Source organism: Nocardiopsis trehalosi NBRC 14201, assembly GCF_001552555.1.
Classification (GTDB): Bacteria; Actinomycetota; Actinomycetes; order Streptosporangiales; family Streptosporangiaceae; genus Nocardiopsis_B; species Nocardiopsis_B trehalosi.
Map to the genome: position 1 here is coordinate 1 of NZ_BCRK01000128.1, position 17,901 is coordinate 17,901.

General features: G+C 73.7%; 14 protein-coding genes and 2 CRISPR repeat arrays. Of the genes, 10 read left to right on the plus strand and 4 right to left on the minus strand.

The window, feature by feature from the left end:
* Positions 1 to 43 precede the first annotated feature (43 nt).
* A CRISPR array of direct repeats spans positions 44 to 950; the repeat unit is 37 nt; unit sequence GTGGCAGCGGCCCGCAACGGCCGCTGAGGATCGCAAC.
* A gap of 183 nt (positions 951 to 1,133) precedes the next feature.
* Positions 1,134 to 2,021 carry an aminoglycoside phosphotransferase family protein gene (locus tag NT8_RS19880; RefSeq protein ID WP_067971795.1) on the minus strand — a complete coding sequence of 296 codons (888 nt, stop codon included), beginning with the start codon at positions 2,019 to 2,021 and terminating at the stop codon, positions 1,134 to 1,136.
* Complete coding sequence (locus NT8_RS19885) at positions 2,018 to 3,268, minus strand: helix-turn-helix domain-containing protein (protein WP_157515905.1); 1,251 nt, start codon at positions 3,266 to 3,268, stop codon at positions 2,018 to 2,020. Before NT8_RS19885 ends, NT8_RS19880 begins: the two co-directional genes overlap by 4 nt.
* Positions 3,269 to 3,433: 165 nt before the next feature.
* Between NT8_RS19885 and fxlM the strand changes: the two genes are divergently transcribed.
* The 7 genes from fxlM to NT8_RS31585 all read left to right on the plus strand — a co-directional run bounded on the left by fxlM (position 3,434) and on the right by NT8_RS31585 (position 12,735).
* Complete coding sequence (gene fxlM, locus NT8_RS19890) at positions 3,434 to 4,660, plus strand: methyltransferase, FxLD system (protein ID WP_245646251.1); 1,227 nt, start codon at positions 3,434 to 3,436, stop codon at positions 4,658 to 4,660.
* 58 nt (positions 4,661 to 4,718) lie between these two features.
* The gene (locus NT8_RS19895) at positions 4,719 to 4,898 is read left to right on the plus strand and encodes an FxLD family lanthipeptide (RefSeq protein WP_067971798.1); all 180 of its coding nucleotides are present in this window, start codon (positions 4,719 to 4,721) and stop codon (positions 4,896 to 4,898) included.
* A gap of 68 nt (positions 4,899 to 4,966) precedes the next feature.
* Positions 4,967 to 8,029 carry a lantibiotic dehydratase gene (locus NT8_RS19900; protein ID WP_067971800.1) on the plus strand — a complete coding sequence of 1,021 codons (3,063 nt, stop codon included), beginning with the start codon at positions 4,967 to 4,969 and terminating at the stop codon, positions 8,027 to 8,029.
* A gap of 86 nt (positions 8,030 to 8,115) precedes the next feature.
* Entirely contained in the window at positions 8,116 to 9,243 is a 1,128-nt protein-coding gene (locus NT8_RS19905) for a lanthionine synthetase C family protein (protein WP_245646252.1), read from the plus strand.
* 24 nt (positions 9,244 to 9,267) lie between these two features.
* A complete protein-coding gene (locus NT8_RS19910) occupies positions 9,268 to 10,254 on the plus strand; it encodes a thiopeptide-type bacteriocin biosynthesis protein (protein ID WP_067971802.1) in 987 nt (328 codons plus the stop codon).
* A 38-nt stretch (positions 10,255 to 10,292) separates the two neighbouring features.
* Entirely contained in the window at positions 10,293 to 11,147 is an 855-nt protein-coding gene (locus NT8_RS19915; protein ID WP_067971824.1) for a hypothetical protein, read from the plus strand.
* Positions 11,148 to 11,456: 309 nt separating this feature from the next.
* A CRISPR array of direct repeats spans positions 11,457 to 12,583; the repeat unit is 37 nt; unit sequence GTGGCAGCGGCCCGCAACGGCCGCTGAGGATCGCAAC.
* A 14-nt stretch (positions 12,584 to 12,597) separates the two neighbouring features.
* On the plus strand, positions 12,598 to 12,735 hold the full coding sequence (locus tag NT8_RS31585) for a hypothetical protein (RefSeq protein WP_449406618.1): 138 nt from the start codon (positions 12,598 to 12,600) through the stop codon (positions 12,733 to 12,735).
* Positions 12,736 to 13,125: 390 nt separating this feature from the next.
* Here the strand turns inward: NT8_RS31585 and NT8_RS31335 are convergent, their stop codons facing one another.
* Entirely contained in the window at positions 13,126 to 13,995 is an 870-nt protein-coding gene (locus tag NT8_RS31335) for a hypothetical protein (protein ID WP_067971805.1), read from the minus strand.
* 425 nt (positions 13,996 to 14,420) lie between these two features.
* Positions 14,421 to 16,025, minus strand: coding sequence for an ADP-ribosylglycohydrolase family protein (locus tag NT8_RS31495; RefSeq protein WP_084469115.1), 1,605 nt, complete (start codon positions 16,023 to 16,025; stop codon positions 14,421 to 14,423).
* A gap of 152 nt (positions 16,026 to 16,177) precedes the next feature.
* Between NT8_RS31495 and NT8_RS19930 the strand changes: the two genes are divergently transcribed.
* The 3 genes from NT8_RS19930 to NT8_RS19940 form a co-directional block, all read left to right on the plus strand.
* Positions 16,178 to 16,528, plus strand: a complete 351-nt coding sequence (locus NT8_RS19930) for a hypothetical protein (protein WP_067971808.1) — start codon at positions 16,178 to 16,180, stop codon at positions 16,526 to 16,528.
* A gap of 381 nt (positions 16,529 to 16,909) precedes the next feature.
* A complete protein-coding gene (locus NT8_RS29505) occupies positions 16,910 to 17,548 on the plus strand; it encodes a hypothetical protein (RefSeq protein ID WP_157515906.1) in 639 nt (212 codons plus the stop codon).
* Between the two features lie 87 nt (positions 17,549 to 17,635).
* Positions 17,636 to 17,901 (plus strand): GNAT family protein (locus NT8_RS19940; RefSeq protein ID WP_217999263.1); only part of this gene is annotated, 266 nt, incomplete at its 3' end.

A 17,901-nucleotide genomic window follows, 5' to 3' on the forward strand; every position in this document is an offset into this window, starting at 1 on the left:
ATCGCAACCTCGGCGGCCTGGGCGCGGGTGCGCGGCGGCACGGGTGGCAGCGGCCCGCAACGGCCGCTGAGGATCGCAACCATGACCCTCGTGGCGCCCATGCTCCGTGAGGACATGTGGCAGCGGCCCGCAACGGCCGCTGAGGATCGCAACGGCTCGTGGCGGGGCTGCTGCACGGGGAGGTGGCGTGGCAGCGGCCCGCAACGGCCGCTGAGGATCGCAACAGGATGGTGAAGCGCGGTAGATCGGTGCCGTGGAGGTGGCAGCGGCCCGCAACGGCCGCTGAGGATCGCAACGTCTTCCAGGAGAAGACGGCCCCCTACCTGGTGACCGTGGCAGCGGCCCGCAACGGCCGCTGAGGATCGCAACGACGCCCCGTGGACCTCGTGCGCGGTCATCGCCCGCGTGGCAGCGGCCCGCAACGGCCGCTGAGGATCGCAACCTCACCCTGTCGGAGCGGTTCCGCGCGGCCATGGGGTGGCAGCGGCCCGCAACGGCCGCTGAGGATCGCAACCGCACGTGGGCGGCCCAGAACCCGTCGACGCGCAAGTGGCAGCGGCCCGCAACGGCCGCTGAGGATCGCAACTACGAGAACCCGGTAGAGATCGCCCACTGCCGACTCGTGGCAGCGGCCCGCAACGGCCGCTGAGGATCGCAACCACGAGGATGGGTTCCTGGTCCATGATGGTGTCCTCGTGGCAGCGGCTGGCAACGGCCGCTGAGGATCGCAACCACACCACGAGTGCGGGGCGTCCCGGCGCAGCGCAGAGTGGCAGCGGCCCGCAACGGCCGTTGAGGATCGCAACTTCACGACCCCGCGGATGGCGGGGTAGTTGCCCATGTGGCAGCGGCCCGCAACGGTCGCTGAGGATCGCAACCAGTCACTACGCGACGACGGTCGGCGTCGTGCTGGGTGGCAGCGGTCGGCAACGGCCGCTGAGGATCGCAACGAAGTCATGCATGTGCTGATGGCAAAGCCCCGCTGTGGCAGCGGTTGGCCGCGGTCGCTGAGGACCGCAGCGGGCGCGAGGTGTGGATCAGCGCGCGGCAGCGGTCACCGAGGATCGCAGTGGCCATAGACATGGGCAGACGTGGACCTCGTGATGGCGGCAGAGACCGTATTCATGGCGGGGTCAGGCAGCAGGGGTCCAGGGCCAGGGGCGGGGGCCCTCGTGGCCTTGGAGGCAGCGCAGGCGGAGGACCGCCTCGTCGTGCATGCGGGGGCTGGTGGCGGCGTGCTGGGCGAAGTACAGGGCCATGCGCAGTTCGCGGACGTCGCGCATGACCGCGAACCCTGACCAGTCGGTGACGTCGTGGCCGTAGACCGTGACGAACTCGGCGTAGTCCGACCCGGGGAGCCAGGCGAACGAGGTCAGCTTGATCGCCGTGGAGACCAGGTCCCATTCGGGGCGTCCCAGGGAGCAGCGCTCCAGGTCCAGCAGGAGCGGGGGGCCGCCGTGCGGGCGGGCGACGTTGCCGACCCACGCGTCGCCGTGCACGAGGCGTTCTCCCAGGCCCGGGGGCAGGTCCAGCCACGCCTGCCGCAGCCCGGCCAGGTGGTCCCGCAGCCAGTCCCGGTCGCGCTGCGGCAGGGTCGCGGCGTCGTCGATGCGCTGGTCGAGGCGGACGAAGGGGTCGAGCCGGCCGAGCCAGGAGCGTTCCGGGGGGAGCGGGAGGTCGTGCAGGGCGCGGATGAGGTGGGCGACGTCGGCGGCGGTGCCGGTCGTGTGGTCGCCGATGTCGTCCCAGAAGGTGACGGCGTGGCCGTCGACGAGCACCGGCTGCTCGGCTGCGCGCGGGCGCACGGCGGGGACGCCGTGGTCGGCGAGCCACCGGGCGATGCGGACCTCTCGGCGTGCCGCGTTCTCCTGGCCGGTGCGGGCGATGCGGACGATGAGGCCGTCGGGCAGGCGGAAGACGGCGTTCTCGCCGATGCGGACGGGTTCGGCGCGTTCGGGGTCGGCCGCGATCCGGGCTGCGCGGACGGCGGTGGCGAGGACGTTCGGGTAGTCGGTGCTCACGGGTCTCCCACCAGGTCGATGATGCGGTCGCGGAGATCGGTTACCGATCCACACCGGCGGTGGTGTGCGGCCGTACGGTACAGCTCGCGCAGGTCGTCCTCGGCCCTGCGGGAGCGGACGCGTCCGGCGTCGTCCAACGCCCGCATGGCGGTCTCCACCGCCTGCTGGGGGTCGGTGGCGCGCATCTGCAGGGAGGCCAGTTTGATGCCGGAGATCGCCCGGGAGCGGGCGTAGGCCCCGGTGTGGCCCTCCGTCGCGGTCTGCAGGCGGCGCAGCGCCTCGCCGGGAGGGTGGGTGCCGGCCACGGCGAGGTCCCACAGGGCGTGACCGGTGTCGCCGGCGTGCTGGGCGGCGTCGTAGTAATCCATCCACGCGGGGGCGGGCCGATCGGCGGGGGAGGAGAACGCCCGGTCGGCGGCGTCCACGGCGGCCAGGGCCTGGGCGCGGTCGCCCATGCGGGCGTGGGCACGGGCCCGGGCGGTGTGCAGCATCGCCTGTTCGGGAGGGGAGAGCCGTTCGGCACGTACCAGGCCCAGTTCGGCCCAGGTCAGTCCTTCGTCGGGTCGGGCGCACCACACCGCCTGGCGGGCCCGGTTGGACAGCACCTTGGCGCGCAGGTGCCAGTCGCCGGCCTCTTCGGCGGTCTCCAGGGCGAAGGCGAACATGCGGCGGGCGTCGTCGTGGGCGTAGGCGTCGAAGGCGGTGAAGCCGCCGACGCAGGCCAGGTGGGCGACCGCGGTGAAGGCGTCGCGGCGCAGCGAGGCGGGGATGCGGGCGTGCAGGAGCCGACCGGACCATTCCAGGTGGGCGGTGAGGGCGATGCGTGCCACGGACCCGCCGTAGCTGTGGTCCCAGCTCGCGAAGGTGCGGGCGGCTTCGCGGATCTGCGCGATGTCGGCCGGGTGGACCTCGCGCGGCGGTTCGGCGGGCCGGTGCGGGAGGAGGCCGGCGGAGGGGGCGGCCGGTGCCGGCCGGGGCGGCGGTGCCGTGCGGTGGGTGTCGACCAGTGGCCAGGCCCGCTCCAGCACCCCGCCGGTGGCGAGCGTCCGGTCGAGGGCGGCCGCGAGTTCACGGCTGCAACCGCGCTGGGCCTTCTCGATTTTCGCGATGGTGTCGGCGTGGACGTGGACCAGCTCGCCCAGTTCGCGCTGGGAGTAGGCGCGGTGCCGGCGCCAGTGGCGCACCTCCGCGCCGAACCACGTGGCGGGGCTGCGGTCGGGGGCCAGCGGTTTCGGGGGGCGGGGCACCGCTTCACCTCCGGAGGGTTTCAGACGGCGGGGGCTGTCTGAATCACCCTCTCGACTTCGGGGCCGCCGCGCCACCAAATTGGGAATCGTCCCCGCGCCGCTGCGGCGCCGGGGCCCGAGAGGTCGCATTCGACCTCGATGACCGACGAACCGAACCCTGGGGGAGTGCCCGTGACCGACCTGGCCGCCGATCCGCCTCGTGCCGAGGAACTGCGCCGGCAACTCGTCGACGGACTCGTGGACGAGGGGACGATCGTCTCCAAGGGGGTCGAGACCGCGCTGCGCGCCGTCCCCCGGCACCTGTTCGCCCCCGAAGCCGCACTGGAGGAGGCATACGACGCCCGCAACGCCGTGGTCACCAAGCGCGATGAGCACGGTGTCGCCCTCAGCTCGGTGTCGGCCGCCCACATCCAGGCCATGATGCTGGAGCAGTCCGGGCTGGCCGAGGGGATGCGCGCGCTGGAGATCGGGTCCGGCGGCTACAACGCCGCGCTGATGGCCGAGGTCACCGGGGCGTCCGGACACGTCACCTCGGTCGACATCGACGCCGACGTCGTGGCCCGCGCCCGCGGGCTGCTGGCCCGCACCGGCTACACCGCCGTCCGCGTGGAGCAGGCGGACGCCGAGAACGGCTACGCCCCATCCGCTCCCTACGACGCCGTCATCGTCACCGTCGGGGCCTGGGACCTGCCCCCGGCGTGGACGGAGCAGCTGACCGCAGGCGGGACGCTGACCGTCCCCCTGCGCCTGAACGGGTTGACGCGGTCGGTGGCCTTCGAACGCGTGGACGGCCACCTGGCCGCGCGGTCGGTCAAGGTGTGCGGGTTCGTCCCGATGCAGGGAGCCGGGGCGCACCCCGAGCGGCTGCTGCAGCTTCGCGGCACCCACGTCGCCCTCCGCTTCGACGAGCACTGGTTCCCCGACGCCGACCGCCTGCAGGGGGTGCTGGACGGCGAGCGCGTCGAGGCGTGGACGGGCGTGCGCATCGGCTCGGCCGTCCCCTTCGACACCCTCCAGCTGTGGCTGGCCACCGCACTGGACGGCTTCGGCCTGCTCTCGGTCGACCCCGAAGGCGACCCGGGACCGGTTGCCCCGCTGAACACCAAGGCATGCCCCGCGGTGGTCGACGAAGCCTCGCTCGCCTACCTGGCCGTGCGCCGCGTGTCCGACGATCCGGCCGAGTTCGAGTTCGGCGCGCACGCCTTCGGCCCGCAGGGCCGCGAACTGGCGCACCGGGTCGCCGACCTGGTGCGCCGGTGGGACCGCGAGTACCGCGGCGGCCCCGGCCCGCGGATCACCGCCTTCCCGGCCGACGCTGCCGTCCCCGTACCGCCGCCGCCCGGGCGCGTCCTCGCCAAGCGGCACGCCCGCATCGTCCTGACCTGGCCCTGACCTGGTCTCTCCGACCGGTGCCACCCGCCGCAACACCCACATCCTGAGGAGTTCCACCATGTCGCCCACCACCACGGCCCGCGTCAGCGGCCTCACCGACGACGCCGACTTCGCGCTGGACCTGCGCGTGGTCGAAGCCGCCGAACCCATCGCCGCCCTGCAGCAGAGCACCAGCGACAACTGCGGAAGCACCTGCACCGGCACCGCCTGCATCTCCTACACCGGCGACCCGGTCTGACCCCCGTCCCGCCCGGCGTACCGGGCCCGCACCGGCCCGGTACGCGCACCCCACGGAATGAGGCCGCCATGGCGACGTCCGAGCGCATCCGCTACCGCTGCGCGGCGGCCCCCCTCCTGCGCGCCACGACCTTCACCGGGCCCGCCCTCGCCGCGCCGCCCGACCCCGAGGCCGGACCGGAACGGCTGCGGCGATGGCTGCGCGACGCATGGGCCGACCACCGGCTGCGTTCGGCCGTGGCGGAGGCCAGTCCCGTCCTGGCGTCCCGGATCGAGGCCGACCTCGCCGGCGCCCACTCCGCCGAGCGGCGGCTGCGCCGCCTGGTGCGGTCGCTGCTGTCCTACCAACTGCGCTGGCAGCACCGGGCCACCCCGTTCGGACTGCTCGCCGGGGTGGCCCCGGCCCGCATCTCCGACACGCCCCGCATGCGCTGGGGGCGGGAACCGCAGGTCTGGGCTCGGGCCGACGAGACCTGGCTGGAGCACGTGGTCACCGGCCTAGAGTCGCACGGCCCACTGCTCGACCGGTGGCACGTCGTCGCCAACCCCACCGCCTTTCCCCGCGGAGGACGCCTGGTGGCCCCCGGCCGGGCCCCGACCGAGCCCGCCGGGGCATGGGCGCCCGTCGAGGCGTCCCTGCGCCGCACCGGACCGGTGCGCACCGTCCTCGACGCCGCCCGCACACCCATCCAGGTCGGCGACCTGGTCGGCCGGGTGCGCGGCGCCCATCCGACGGCTCCGGAAGACCGCGTGCGCGCCCTCGTGGCCGACCTCATCGCCCACAACGTGCTGGTCACCGACCTGCGCGCCCCCATGACCACGCCCGACGCCCTCGGGCACCTCGTGCACCGGCTGCGCGCCGCCGGGAGCAACGGCGGCCTCGGCGAGCAGACCGAACGGCTGGGAGCCGTCCACGCCGACCTGCTGCAGCACCGGCACACGCCGAACGAGAACGCCCCGTCCCTGCGCGCCCGCATCCGGCGGCGCATGGCCGAGGCGGCACCTGCCACCGAAGCGGGGATCGTCCTCACCGCCGGCCTGGACGTCGACGCCGCGCTGCCGCCGGCCGTCATCGCCGAGGCCGAAGCGGCGGCCGCCGTCCTCGTGCGGCTGAGCCCGCACCCTTACGGCCACCCGTACTGGCGGGACTTCCACGCCCGGTTCCGGCAGCGCTACGGGCCCGGCGCCCTGGTGGGCGTGCGCGACCTGCTGTCCGACTCCGGCCTGGGCCTGCCCGCCGGGTACGCGGACGCCGCCACCCCGTTCCCTCCCCGGGTACTCACCGCGCGCGACGAAGCGCTGCTCGGCCTCGCCCAGCAGGCCGCACTCGACCGCCGGACCGAGATCGTCCTCACCGCACCCCTGATCGACCGCCTCGACGCCGGCGGGCAGGACGCGGCCACCGCGCCGCACCGGGTGGAGCTGGCCGTCCAGGTGCACGCCGCGTCAGCCGATGCCCTGGGCCGGGGCGACTACCGCCTCCTGGTCGCCGTCGCCCCGCGCCCGCAGGCCGGCCTGGCCGGACGCTTCGCCGAACTGCTGCCCGCCCCGCTACGCGCCGACTTGGCCGCCACCTACGCCCCGTCCGACGGCGATGCGATCGCCGCACAACTGTCGTTCTCCCCGCGCCGCACCCACGCCCGCAACGTCACCCGCACACCGCGGCTCGCTGACACCATGCTCCCCCTGTCGGAGCACCGGCCCACCGGAGACACGGTCATCGAGGTGGCCGACCTCGGCGTCACCGGCGACGAGCGACGGCTCCACCTGGTGCAGATGTCCACGGGGCGGCGGGTGTACCCGTTCGTCCCCCACGCAGCCGAGGCCGGCCGGCTGACCCCGCCGCTGGCCCGGTTCCTCTCCGAGGTCGCCACCGCGCGCGATGCCGTCTACGGCGCCTTCGACTGGGGAGCGGCCGGTACCCTGCCGTTCCTGTCGCGCGTGCGCTACGGCCGGACCGTGATCTCCGCCGCCCGCTGGCGCATCGACGCGGACGACGTCGCCCCCCGGCAGGCCGCCGCGACCGCTTGGAGCGCCTCCTTCGCACAATGGCGCGCCCGCACCGGCGCACCGCGCCGGGTGGTGATGTGCCACGGCGAGCAGCGCCTACCACTGGACGTGGCCGAGCCCGCGCACCGCGACCTGCTGCGCGCCCGCCTGAACACGGCGGGCCGACTGGAACTGCGTGAGGCCCCCGACCCGGCCGCGTTCGGCTGGGCCGGGCGCCCGCACGAGTTCCTGCTCGTCCTGCGCACGGCCCCGGACCGCCGCGCCGACCGGCCGACGCGCAGGCGCGCCGGCCGACCGGAGGCACCCGGCAGCGGCCGCCTCCCCGGCCACGCCGCCTGGATCAGCGCCCGCCTCCACGCCCACCCGCTCCGCCAGGCCGAGATCATCACCGACCACCTGCCCCGCCTCCTCGCCGCCCTGGGCACACCCGCCGTCTGGTGGTTCACCCGCCACCACCACGCCGCCACAGCTCCGCCCCACCTCGCGATCCACGCGGGCCTCACAACCCCCGCGCAGTTCGGGCCAGCCGCCGCACACCTGGGCTCCTGGGCCGCCGGACTCCGCGACCACGGTCTCGCCGGCGACCTCGAACTCACGACCCACCACCCCCAAGAAGGGCGCTACGGCCACGACGGCGCGCTGCACGCCGCCGAAGCGGTCTTCACCGCCGACTCCCGCGCCGCCCTGGCCCAGCTCCACATGTCCGAAGCCGGCTCCACCCCGATCCACGCCCTTACCGCCGCGAGCCTGGTCGACATCGCCGCCACCCTGCGCGGCCCCGACTGGCTGATCCACAACGAGCCGCGCCCCGGCGAAGCCGTGGAAGCAGAGCTGATCGACGCGACGCTCCACCTCCTCGCCCATACGGACCTCGACGCCTCCGCCCACCCGTCGGCAGTGGCGGCCGAGGTGGCGGCCGCCTGGCGGCACCGCCGCCGCGCCCTGACCGACAACGCCGGCCACACCACGGCGCACGCCGACCCCGACACCGCCACCCGCTCCCTGCTGCGCGCCCACCACGGACGATGCGTGGGCGACGACGACGGCCTCGCCCTCCGCCTCGCCCGCGCGGCCGCAGTGCGCCTGCGCCCACGCCCCGCCACCGGAAGTCCGCCGCCGTGAGCGCCGCGTCCCGCGCCCGAACCGCGGCGCACGCCCTGACCGAACAGGTGCGACACCCCGGCACACCGACAGACGACACCCCCGCCGTGTCGTCCCTGGCACGCGGCGCCGCCGGGATCGCCCTGCTCCACATCGACAACGCCCTCACCGGAGCCGGCACCTGGGAGACCGCCCACGCCTGGGTTCGGGCCGCCACCCGAGCGCCCGTCAGCGCCGCCGACGACGCCTGCCTGCTGACCGGCGCGCCCGCCCTCGCCTTCGTCCTCAACGCGGCCCACGCTGACGGCCGCCACCGCTACACCGACGCACTCGACCGCCTCGACACCCACGTCAACGCGCTGACCCACCGCCGCCTCGACCAGGCACACTCCCGCATCGACCGGGGGGTCCCCTGCGCCTCCTTCGCCGAGTACGACCTCTTCCACGGCCTCACCGGCATCGGCGCCTACCTGCTGCACCGCAACCCCCGGAGCGGCGTCCTCGGGCGCATCCTGGACTACCTGGTCCGCCTCACCCGGCCACTGCTCACCCCGGACGGCACCCTGCCCGGGTGGTGGGTCGACGGCCCGCCCACCCGCAACGCGGCCGCCCACCCCGCGGGCGGGCACGCCAACTTGGGCATGGCCCACGGCATCACCGGACCGCTGGCCCTGCTGTCCCGCGCTCGCCGCCGCGGCGCCACGGTCGACGGACTCGACGCCGCCATCCACACCGTCTGCACCTGGCTGGACGACTGGCGGCACGGCGGCGAACACGGCCACGGGTGGCCGCAGTGGATCAGCCGCGACGAAATTTTCGCCGGCCGCCCCCGGCCAGCGGGCCCGGTGCGGCCGAGCTGGTGCTACGGCACCCCCGGGATCGCACGCGCCCAGCAGGTCGCAGGGCTGGCCTTGGGAGACGCCCACCGGTCAACCGCTGCGGAGAGCGCCCTCGCCGCCTGCCTCGCCGATCCGCAATTGACCACCGCACTCACCGGGGCCGGGCTCTGCCACGGGCGCGCCGGCCTGCTGCAGACCGCTCGACGCGCCCACGCGGAGGCCACCGGCGCGATGCGCACCGCCTCCCTCGACCACCTCACCGACGCCCTCACCACTGCGGTCCCCGACGGCCCAGGGCTCCTGGACGGAGCGGCCGGGGCCGCTCTGGCTCTCAGCAGCGCCGCGCGACCCGCCCTGCCCCCATCGACGTGGGACGCCGTCCTGCTGATCGACTGACCGGCACCACGAACGGAACCCGCCATGCCCACCCGGCCCCGCCCCGCCCACGCCCCGACGCAGGCCTCCACCCCACAGCACCGCACCCGCGAACACACCGAGCCGCACCACCCCGTCACGGTCGGGGCACCGAAGACGCTCCTCCAGGGCACCGCCGCCAGCCGACCGCACCCGTACATATGGCGTCAGGTCAGCATCGACTTCACCGACCCGGCCACCGCAGAACACCTCGCGGCCACCCGGATCGCCCCACTGCTGAGGACCACCGACGACATCCGCGACTGGTGGTACATCCGCAAGGCCCCTTCCTGGCGACTGCGCTACCGCCCCGCACCCCACGTCGAGTCGCAATCCGTCCACCCGCTCCTCCGCGAACTGCTCGACGACCTCACCTCCAGCGCGGCGGCCACCGGATGGCGCACCGGCATCTACGAACCCGAAACCCTCGCCTTCGGCGGCCCCGCAGGCATGGCCGCCGCACACGAGCTCTTCCACGCCGACAGCAGCGCCATCCTCGACCACCTGCGAACCGCCACCGCACGTGCTCCGCTCCGGCGCCGCGAACTCGCCGTTCTGCTGGCCGGCACCCTGCTGCGCGCCGCCGGCCTGGACTGGTACGAGCAGGGCGATGTGTGGCACCGCGTCGAGCAAATGCGCCCCTCTGCCGCCATCCCGAAGGGGCGGTGGCACCGGCTGACCGCCGACGTGCGCGTGCTGATGAACGCCGGCACCGGACCCCGCGGCTCCCTGATGGGCCCCGGCGGGCTCCTGTCTTCTGCGGCCCCCTGGGCGGCCGCCTTCGACCAGGCCGGCCGCGATCTCGCGGACGCCGCCGGCAACGGCCGGCTGGACCGCGGGCTGCGCGCGGTCTGCGCCCACCACCTCATCTTCCACTTCAACCGGCTCGGCCTGGGCGCCGGCACCCAGGCCGCTCTGGCCCGCGCGGCACGCGAAGCCGTCATGGGACCAACACCCGTCCCCGCCGCACCTGAACGCCGGGGCGAGGCGTGACGGCCGGCGCCTCCGTCGACCGGTCCACCCTCGAACGGATGCGGCACGCCCACCGCGCCGCACGCACCGCACTCGCGCTCCAGGCAGACGGCCCCGGCCTGTCCTGGGGCTGGCGCGGACGCACCGTCAGCGGCCCCGTCATCGACAGGGGGAGACCGCTCTGGCTGCGCGTCGCCTGCGCTCCCAAGGGGGCAGACGGTGGCGTGTTCTGGAGCGGTGCCCGCGAAGCGCAGGCCGCCCTAACAGCTGGTATACCCCGGCCGCACCTGCACGCCGTCCACGATTGGACCGACCCCGCCTGGTCCTACCGCGCCGAGCTCTCGGCCCGTGCGCCCTCTGCTCTCGCGGCGTCGTCCGTGCCCGGCGTGCAGACGGCCTTCGCCTTCCGCCCCGACCCCAGGTGGTGGGCGGACCTGCGCTCCACGCTAGGCATCCTCGGCCGCGTCGCCACCGATCGAATCACGATCCGCCAGTCCTACCTCGACCGTGCCATGCCCCACTTCCTCGGCGAACCCATCGGCACGACCGTCCAGGCGTGGACGACCGCTCACGGCGACCTGCACGCCGCCAACCTGGCGGGCCCCGCGCTCTGCCTTCTCGACTGGGAGGGGTGGGGCCGAGCGCCGGTCGGCTACGATGCCGCCACCTTCTACGCCCACAGCCTGCTCACGCCACCACTGGCCGCCCGCATCCGCCAGGTCTTCACCGACGAACTGGAAACAGACACCGGACGCTTCGCCGAATTGGTCGCCATCACCGAACTCCTGCACACCACCACCCGCGGGGACAACTTCGCCCTGGCGTCGCCTCTGCGCGCCCGAGCCGAACACCTCCTCGGCCGACGTGTCCCCGAGCGTGAGCCGAACTTCGCCCAGCGGGGCGGCGCGCTGTAACTGATCGACTCGCCCCTTGGCGCCGTGCGCTGCGAAGCAGCCCAATCGACACCCGCCCGCCGAGCTGAAATACCGCGGACCAGACACAGCGGCCACCGTTCGACGGCGTACGCGGAGAAGCGGTGTGGGCGGGTGAACATCGTGGTGGGATACTCGGGTAAGAAACGCGCCGAACAAGTTGGGAACCCGGAGTGGACATGAAAAGCCGGAGGGGTTCCCAGGCATGTTCGTCACGACTTCGATATGTCCGTCCTTTTCCTGCGGTGCTCCAGCTGAGTACTCGAGAAGTATTTCCGCTGATGATGGACTGTGGCAGCGGCCCGCAATGGCCGCTGAGGATCGCAACGTCATGCCCGGGGTGGCACCCCCCGCGACCTTGGGGTGTGGCAGCGGCCCGCAACGGCCGCTGAGGATCGCAACACCCAGCTCGAACACAACCTGCATGTGCTGAGCCGCGGTGGCAGCGGCCCGCAACGGCCGCTGAGGATCGCAACTTCGCAGACCAACCTGGTTGTTAAGTTTCCCTTCCGTGGCAGCGGCCCGCAACGGCCGCTGAGGATCGCAACTGGCCGGACGGCCGACCGATGCAGCAGATCAAGGTGTGGCAGCGGCCCGCAACGGCCGCTGAGGATCGCAACCTCGTTGAGGCGGGCGATCTCCGCGAGGTCGGCCGGTGGCAGCGGCCCGCAACGGCCGCTGAGGATCGCAGCGTGGAGGGGGTGGTGTCCATGCGGTGACGGTAGCGCGGTGGCAGCGGCCCGCAACGGCCGCTGAGGATCGCAACAGGAGCATGGTCCTGAACTGTCCATACGGCCTGTCGTGGCAGCGGCCCGCAACGGCCGCTGAGGATCGCAACTTGATCATCTTGCCCAGTGCGCCAATCTGCGCCGGGTGGCAGCGGCCCGCAACGGCCGCTGAGGATCGCAACATCCGCGTCCGCGCGGCGGTCGACCTGCTGGTCGCGGTGGCAGCGGCCCGCAACGGCCGCTGAGGATCGCAACTACCTGAACCAGGTGGTGACCGCCGAGGACGGCCTGGTGGCAGCGGCCCGCAACGGCCGCTGAGGATCGCAACTCGAACGGGTCGTCCGAGGCGCTGGCCGCCGCATCGTGGCAGCGGCCCGCAACGGCCGCTGAGGATCGCAACGAACCGATGGTGCCGAGCTGGGACAGCACCCCGAGGTGGCAGCGGCCCGCAACGGCCGCTGAGGATCGCAACTCCAGGGCGGCGGCGAGGTCGGTGAGGAGCGCGGCGGTGGCAGCGGCCCGCAACGGCCGCTGAGGATCGCAACCGCGTGGCCGGCCCCGGCCGCTGCCCGGGGCCCCCGTGGCAGCGGCCCGCAACGGCCGCTGAGGATCGCAACGCCGCCTGGCTCGATGAGGCCTGGGAGGACTGGCGGTGGCAGCGGCCCGCAACGGCCGCTGAGGATCGCAACTCCGGGGTCGACCTGGTGCGCGACGACTGGGGTGTGGTGGCAACGGCCGCTGAGGATCGCAACAGCATCGACCTGGGGGCCGACATCGCCGGCGGACTGTGGCAGCGGCCCGCAACGACCGCTGAGGATCGCAACACCCCGGTGACCAGCTAGTCCGGGAGGATGCGCAGGTGGCAGCGGCCCGCAACGGCCGCTGAGGGTCGCAACCACATCACCGAGGCCGCGAGGGCCTACAGCATGCGGCGTGGCAGCGGCCCGCAATGGCCGCTGAGGATCGCAACGCGGGCGACAGGTTGCCGCTGGTGGCGTCCAACTCGTGGCAGCGGCCCGCAACGGCCGCTGAGGATCGCAACGCCGACGGCACTCAGTATGGCGACAGCATCACTTAGTGGCAGCGAATGAGGGCACCTTCTCGTCACGGCACCGATGTGAAGGCTTGCGTCTTAGAACCGCTTCGGAAGGTGTGGCTCTCGGCTGGTGTCGGTCGCGTTGAGGCGCATTCGAGCAGGCGGAGTAGGGCGCGCGTCGTGCCGGTTCGTGCCGTCAATTCCCGGGTGGCTGGCGCAGGGAGAAGGCGGTGAGGGCGTCGGGGGCGAGGTCAGCGTGGTGGGCGTAGGTGTGGACGAGCGTGCGGACGGTGTCGGGGCCGGGGCGGGCGGTGCCGATGGTGCCTCCGCGGTGCAGGCGGCGGAAAAGCGCCTGTCCGGTGCGGGGGGTTGCTGTGGTCGCCCGGCGGCAGGTGTGGGCGCCTCCCGATGTGGCGGGTGTGTCCGGGTGCGGACGGGTGCGCAAGGCATCGGCGCCCTGGGCGTCGGCGATGTCGAGGAGTTCGCGCCAGTCGGCGTAGGCGCACACCGTGCAGGCGATCGCGGGACCGTCGAGCGCGGCGTCGATGCGCAGGCGTTCCTCGCCGGTGTCGACGAGGAGGTGTGCGCTCGGGCCGGGTTCGAGGCGGGCCGTGGTGGTGGTGAGGTCGAGGAGGGGGTCGGGGCCCAGGCCGGTGGTGCGGCCGAGGGTGAGGATGAGGCGATCGCGGCGCCGGGTGACGGTGTGGGGCCAGGTATCGGGCGGCAGGGCGTCGAGCAGGCGTAGGAACTCGGCGTTGGTGAGCTGGCGGGAGGCCAGGCGGGCGGTGGCCGCGCGGCGGCGGCGCCGCAGGACCCGCAGGACCGCGGCGGCGGGTTCGGTGGTGGTGGGGTTGGGCAGCGTGTGGGCGCGGTGGACGGCGGCGATGGCTGCGGCCCAGCGGTCGATGGTGGCGGGTGCGTTGGCGGGTCGGCCGGTGCGCGTGTCGGTGAGGGCGGCCGAGGCGAGGTAGAGCGCGACGTCGGCTGGGTCGGCGGGCAGCGGAGAGCGGTCGTTCAGGATGCACCAGGTGCGCCAGCGGTTCCAGTCGGCGGTGTAGGCGCGCACGGTCGCGTCGGGGCGCCCATTGAGGTGGTCGAGGAGCCGTTCGAGCTCGGGGGCCTTGTCCGGGGCCCCGTTCGTCTGCTTCCGGGTTGGTCGGGCATTCGGGGGGCAGCCCTTCGTCGGCCCGGTGCACTGAGTCCCTGGGGAGTTCTCCGCCTTCCCGGCCGGACGAAAATCCGGGTCCTGCGTGTCGGCTGAGCCCTGCCCGTTTGGCGGGGCAACCGAGAGTTGCGTTCGGTTCTCGCGTCGGCCGACCGAGTGCCCTGCGGTACCGACGTCGCCGCCTCCGTGAACCCCGCCACCGATGACGCTTCCCCGGCCGCCGGGTCGCCGGCGGTCGGCGGTTGGGACGGGGGTGAGGCTGTCCAGGTGCGGGCGGAGGCCGGGCGGCAGTGCCGCCCGGACGCGCTCGTCGTGGGAATCCACGCCTACTCCCCGGCGCTTCCGGCCGGGTTGGCGCCCTGGTTCTCGCGCACCGGGCGCGTGGTGCCGGTCAGGTCAGCGCTTGGCGGCGCCGGTTCCCCGGCCAGTTCGAAGACGGTGCGGTCGAGTCCGGCGTTGATCAGCGGCCGGTTAGCGGCCAGGGCGCCCATGACGTCGGCGAGCGCCCGGTCGGGGCTGTGTCCGAGGAGGGTGGAGTAGCGGGCGGCCACCGCGGGGGTGCGGCTGCGTCCGGCCGCGCAGTGCACCAGCACCCGGCGTCCTTCCGCGCGCAGCCCGGCCACCGCGCGGGCGGCCTGGTCCACGGCGAAGTGGGGGTGGGCGTTGCCTCCGGACTGGTCGACCAGCCACACCTGGACGTGGTCGCGCCGACCGACCTCGGCGAAGTCGCACGTTCCGGTGCGGCACAGCGAGACCACCGCGTCGACATCTCCGGCCCACCGGTCGGCCAGACGCAGGTTGCCCAGGAGCACCCCGTCGTCGTGCGGGTGGACCACCGCCATGGGGGCGGGGGACTCGGCCAGGCGAGGGTGGCGTTCGGCCGTGGGCCAACCAGTGGGGTCCGGCGAGCCTGCGCTGGCGATGCGCACTCCCAGCGCGACGAGGTCGCGGGAGTGCAGGCCGGGCCAGCCGTGGACGGCGCGCTGGAAGTTCCAGGGCACGGCCGAGGCGCCCCAGCGGGCGCCGAGCAGCGCCCCGGCGATCGCGGCGACGGTGTCGGTGTCGTTGCCGGCGCGCACGGCCGCCTCCAGGGCCAGGCGCAGGTGGTCGGCGGCGAACACCCCCCGGGCCGGGTCGTCGGCGGGCACGGGGGTGCGGGTGATGGCCGACCACGCCGCCTGCAGCGCGCGGACGACGAACCCGTTGGGGGTGAAGGCGTGCGGGGGGTTGGCTTCGGCCTCGTCCAGCCAGGCCGACCACTGGCCCCGCCGCTCGGTGGGGATCAGGGCGAGGCCGTTGCGCACCCCGTCGAAGGTCCCGGTCAGGACGGCGTGGCGGATGCCCTCGCACCAGATCACGCACGCCTCGATGGCGAGCAGGTCGGCGTGGGTGAGCGCGCTGACCACCTCCGCCGCGCGCGCGGTGGCCTCGGCGTCGTCCAGGGCGATGAGGCCGACGGGGCCGGTGCGCATCAGCGAGCCGTTGCCGGCGCTGGGCGCCCCGTTGTCGGTCAGCGCCCGGGCCGCCTTGGCCATGGCGGCGGCGGACCCGGGTCGGCCGCGCAGGGGTCCGGCCGCGCCGAGGATCTTGTTGGTCTGGGCGCCGCGGTCGCTGGCGCCTTCGGCGATCCAGGTCAGGAAGTTCTCGGCGATCCGGTCGAGCACCGCCGGGTCGGCGGTGTCGGTGGCGCCGTCGGCGAGCACCTGGGCGATGCAGACCGCCATCTGGGTGTCGTCGGAGTACTCGCCGGGGGCGTAGGGGCCGAGCCCGCCGCCCTTCATTTGCGGGGTCTCGTGGGCGCCGAGGGTGTGGGCGAACTCGTAGGGGACCCCGAGCGCGTCCCCGCACGCGGCGGCGAGCAGCGTCCCGGCGGCGCGGTCGAGCACGAGGTCGGCGCGCGGGGCGGTGAACGGGGCGAAGGCGTGGTCCATGGTGTCTCCACTTCGGTTCAGGGTGGCGGACAGCAGCAATATAACTCGGGATAAGTTGCTTATCAAGATTATGCGTGATGATGATGTCACGGTGCGTGTCCGGCGGGCCCTTCCTCCCGCCGGCGGCAGTTCCGCCGACGGGAGAGGAAGACATGCACGAATTCAGCACCCAGCCCTTCACCTCGATCAACACCACGCATTCCCCAATGCCCGAGGGGGCGGTGGTGACGTACACCTGCGTCGCCTTCCATTCCGGAGGCGATGGCACCGCCGCCAATCCGCGCAGTGCCTGCTTCACCTACGACGACCGGACGCCGATCCTCGCTGTCGATCAGGGCAACCTCCACCTGCAGGTGTCCCCCGCCCACCACCAGGTCGTGACCGAGCAGGACGTGAACGCCGCCAGCGCGCTCGCCCAAGCGGCCCTGACCTACGTCGAGGCCCTCCAGGCTCACTACTGGGGTCAGCCCTTCGCAGACGAGGCGGTCGACGTCGGCGACTGACGCGACTGGGCCCCGGCGGCACGCCGGGGCCCCCAGCCTGTCCGCCGTCGACGTGCGCGGGGGGCGGGTGAGCAGCACGGCAGACACGCCGATGCCGATATCAGCCTTGACGACTGCGCTGCTATAAACCAATATTCGTCATGAACGACCGAGGGTTGTCGAGTCGCGCCGCGCTCGGCGCGGGCGGAGGGATGCACGGCACTGCCGTGCATCCCTCCGGCGTTTCTGGCCCCTGCCGCACTGCTGCCAGAGTGCTCGATCGGCGAGACGCGACCGCTTCGTTGTCGTTCGACGGTGATGGCGCGGATCGCTTCGCCGGCTTCCACGGAGGCCACTGGCCTTGAGTTGACCTTTATTCATCCCATGATGGGAGCTATTGGCGTGTCCGAGTTCAGCTTCGTCGAGATCGCTGCGGCTCTGCCGCTGCCCCGCTTCCCGGCCCCCTGCGACCGCCGGGGATTCCCGCCCCTGCGGGTCACCACTCGCAAGACCGCATCGGGAGTGCTTCCCCGGCCGCAGGTCTGGAACGACCCTGGCCACGGCCTCGTCCTGCACTGCCCCTGCGACCCCGCCCAAGGAGGCGGGACGAGCACCCGGTTCTGCCCCGACGCCCAGCGCCGGTTCATGGCCAAGCGCCTGTGCCCGATGTGCGGAGCGCGCCTGGCCGACGAGGAGGTGGCGGTCTACCTGGGTGTCACGGCGATGCCGGTGCACACCATGCCGCCCCTGCACTGGGACTGCGCCTGCGCCCTCATCCGCCGCTTCCCCGGCCTGTTCGAGGTGCCCAACGCGGTCCTCACCCTCGCCCCGGCACAAGCGGTGCGCCTCTACCGCCGGCGCATCTACGCCGTGGACGGCCGTATGCCCAAGGCCGTGTTCCCGCCGACCGACCGCGACAGCCCCGCCTACGGCATCTGGGACCTGACCGTCGCGGTGCCGCGCGACCACCGGACCGTCCCGCTGCGCGCCTGGCGCGGCGGCCCCGCCCCCGTACCGGCCACCGCCCCGGCCGCCCTCTGAAGCCCGGGCCGCTCCCGGCCCGGCCGGCTCCGCGCCGGACATCCCGATACGGCCTCAGCGCCACCACCCACGAAGGGACCAACCACGATGTCGATTCCGCTGTTCTTCGTCTACAACCCGAAGCCGAGCAACGCCTTCCTCAGCAGCCGCGAACTCGTCGCCATGCCGTGCCGTCCAGGCGGCCCCCGTGAGCGGGAGATCCGCCCCTACGTCGCCGACTCCGACTGCCGGGAGGACATCGCCCGCCACCAGGTCGGCGCCATGCGCTGGGACGACACCACCGCCAAGGTGACCATGATCTACGTCCCGCCCGCCCTGCGCCGCACGGGCATCGCCACGGCGCTGTGGCGGGA

Excerpts from the sequence above, each read along its gene's own strand:
- NT8_RS19895 (WP_067971798.1), top strand. The coding sequence starts at position 4,719 with ATGTCGCCCACCACCACGGCCCGCGTCAGCGGCCTCACCGACGACGCC.
- NT8_RS19900 (WP_067971800.1), top strand. The coding sequence starts at position 4,967 with ATGGCGACGTCCGAGCGCATCCGCTACCGCTGCGCGGCGGCCCCCCTC.
- NT8_RS19910 (WP_067971802.1), top strand. The coding sequence starts at position 9,268 with ATGCCCACCCGGCCCCGCCCCGCCCACGCCCCGACGCAGGCCTCCACC.
- NT8_RS19915 (WP_067971824.1), top strand. The coding sequence starts at position 10,293 with ATGCGGCACGCCCACCGCGCCGCACGCACCGCACTCGCGCTCCAGGCA.
- NT8_RS31495 (WP_084469115.1), bottom strand. The coding sequence starts at position 16,025 with ATGGACCACGCCTTCGCCCCGTTCACCGCCCCGCGCGCCGACCTCGTG.
- NT8_RS19930 (WP_067971808.1), top strand. The coding sequence starts at position 16,178 with ATGCACGAATTCAGCACCCAGCCCTTCACCTCGATCAACACCACGCAT.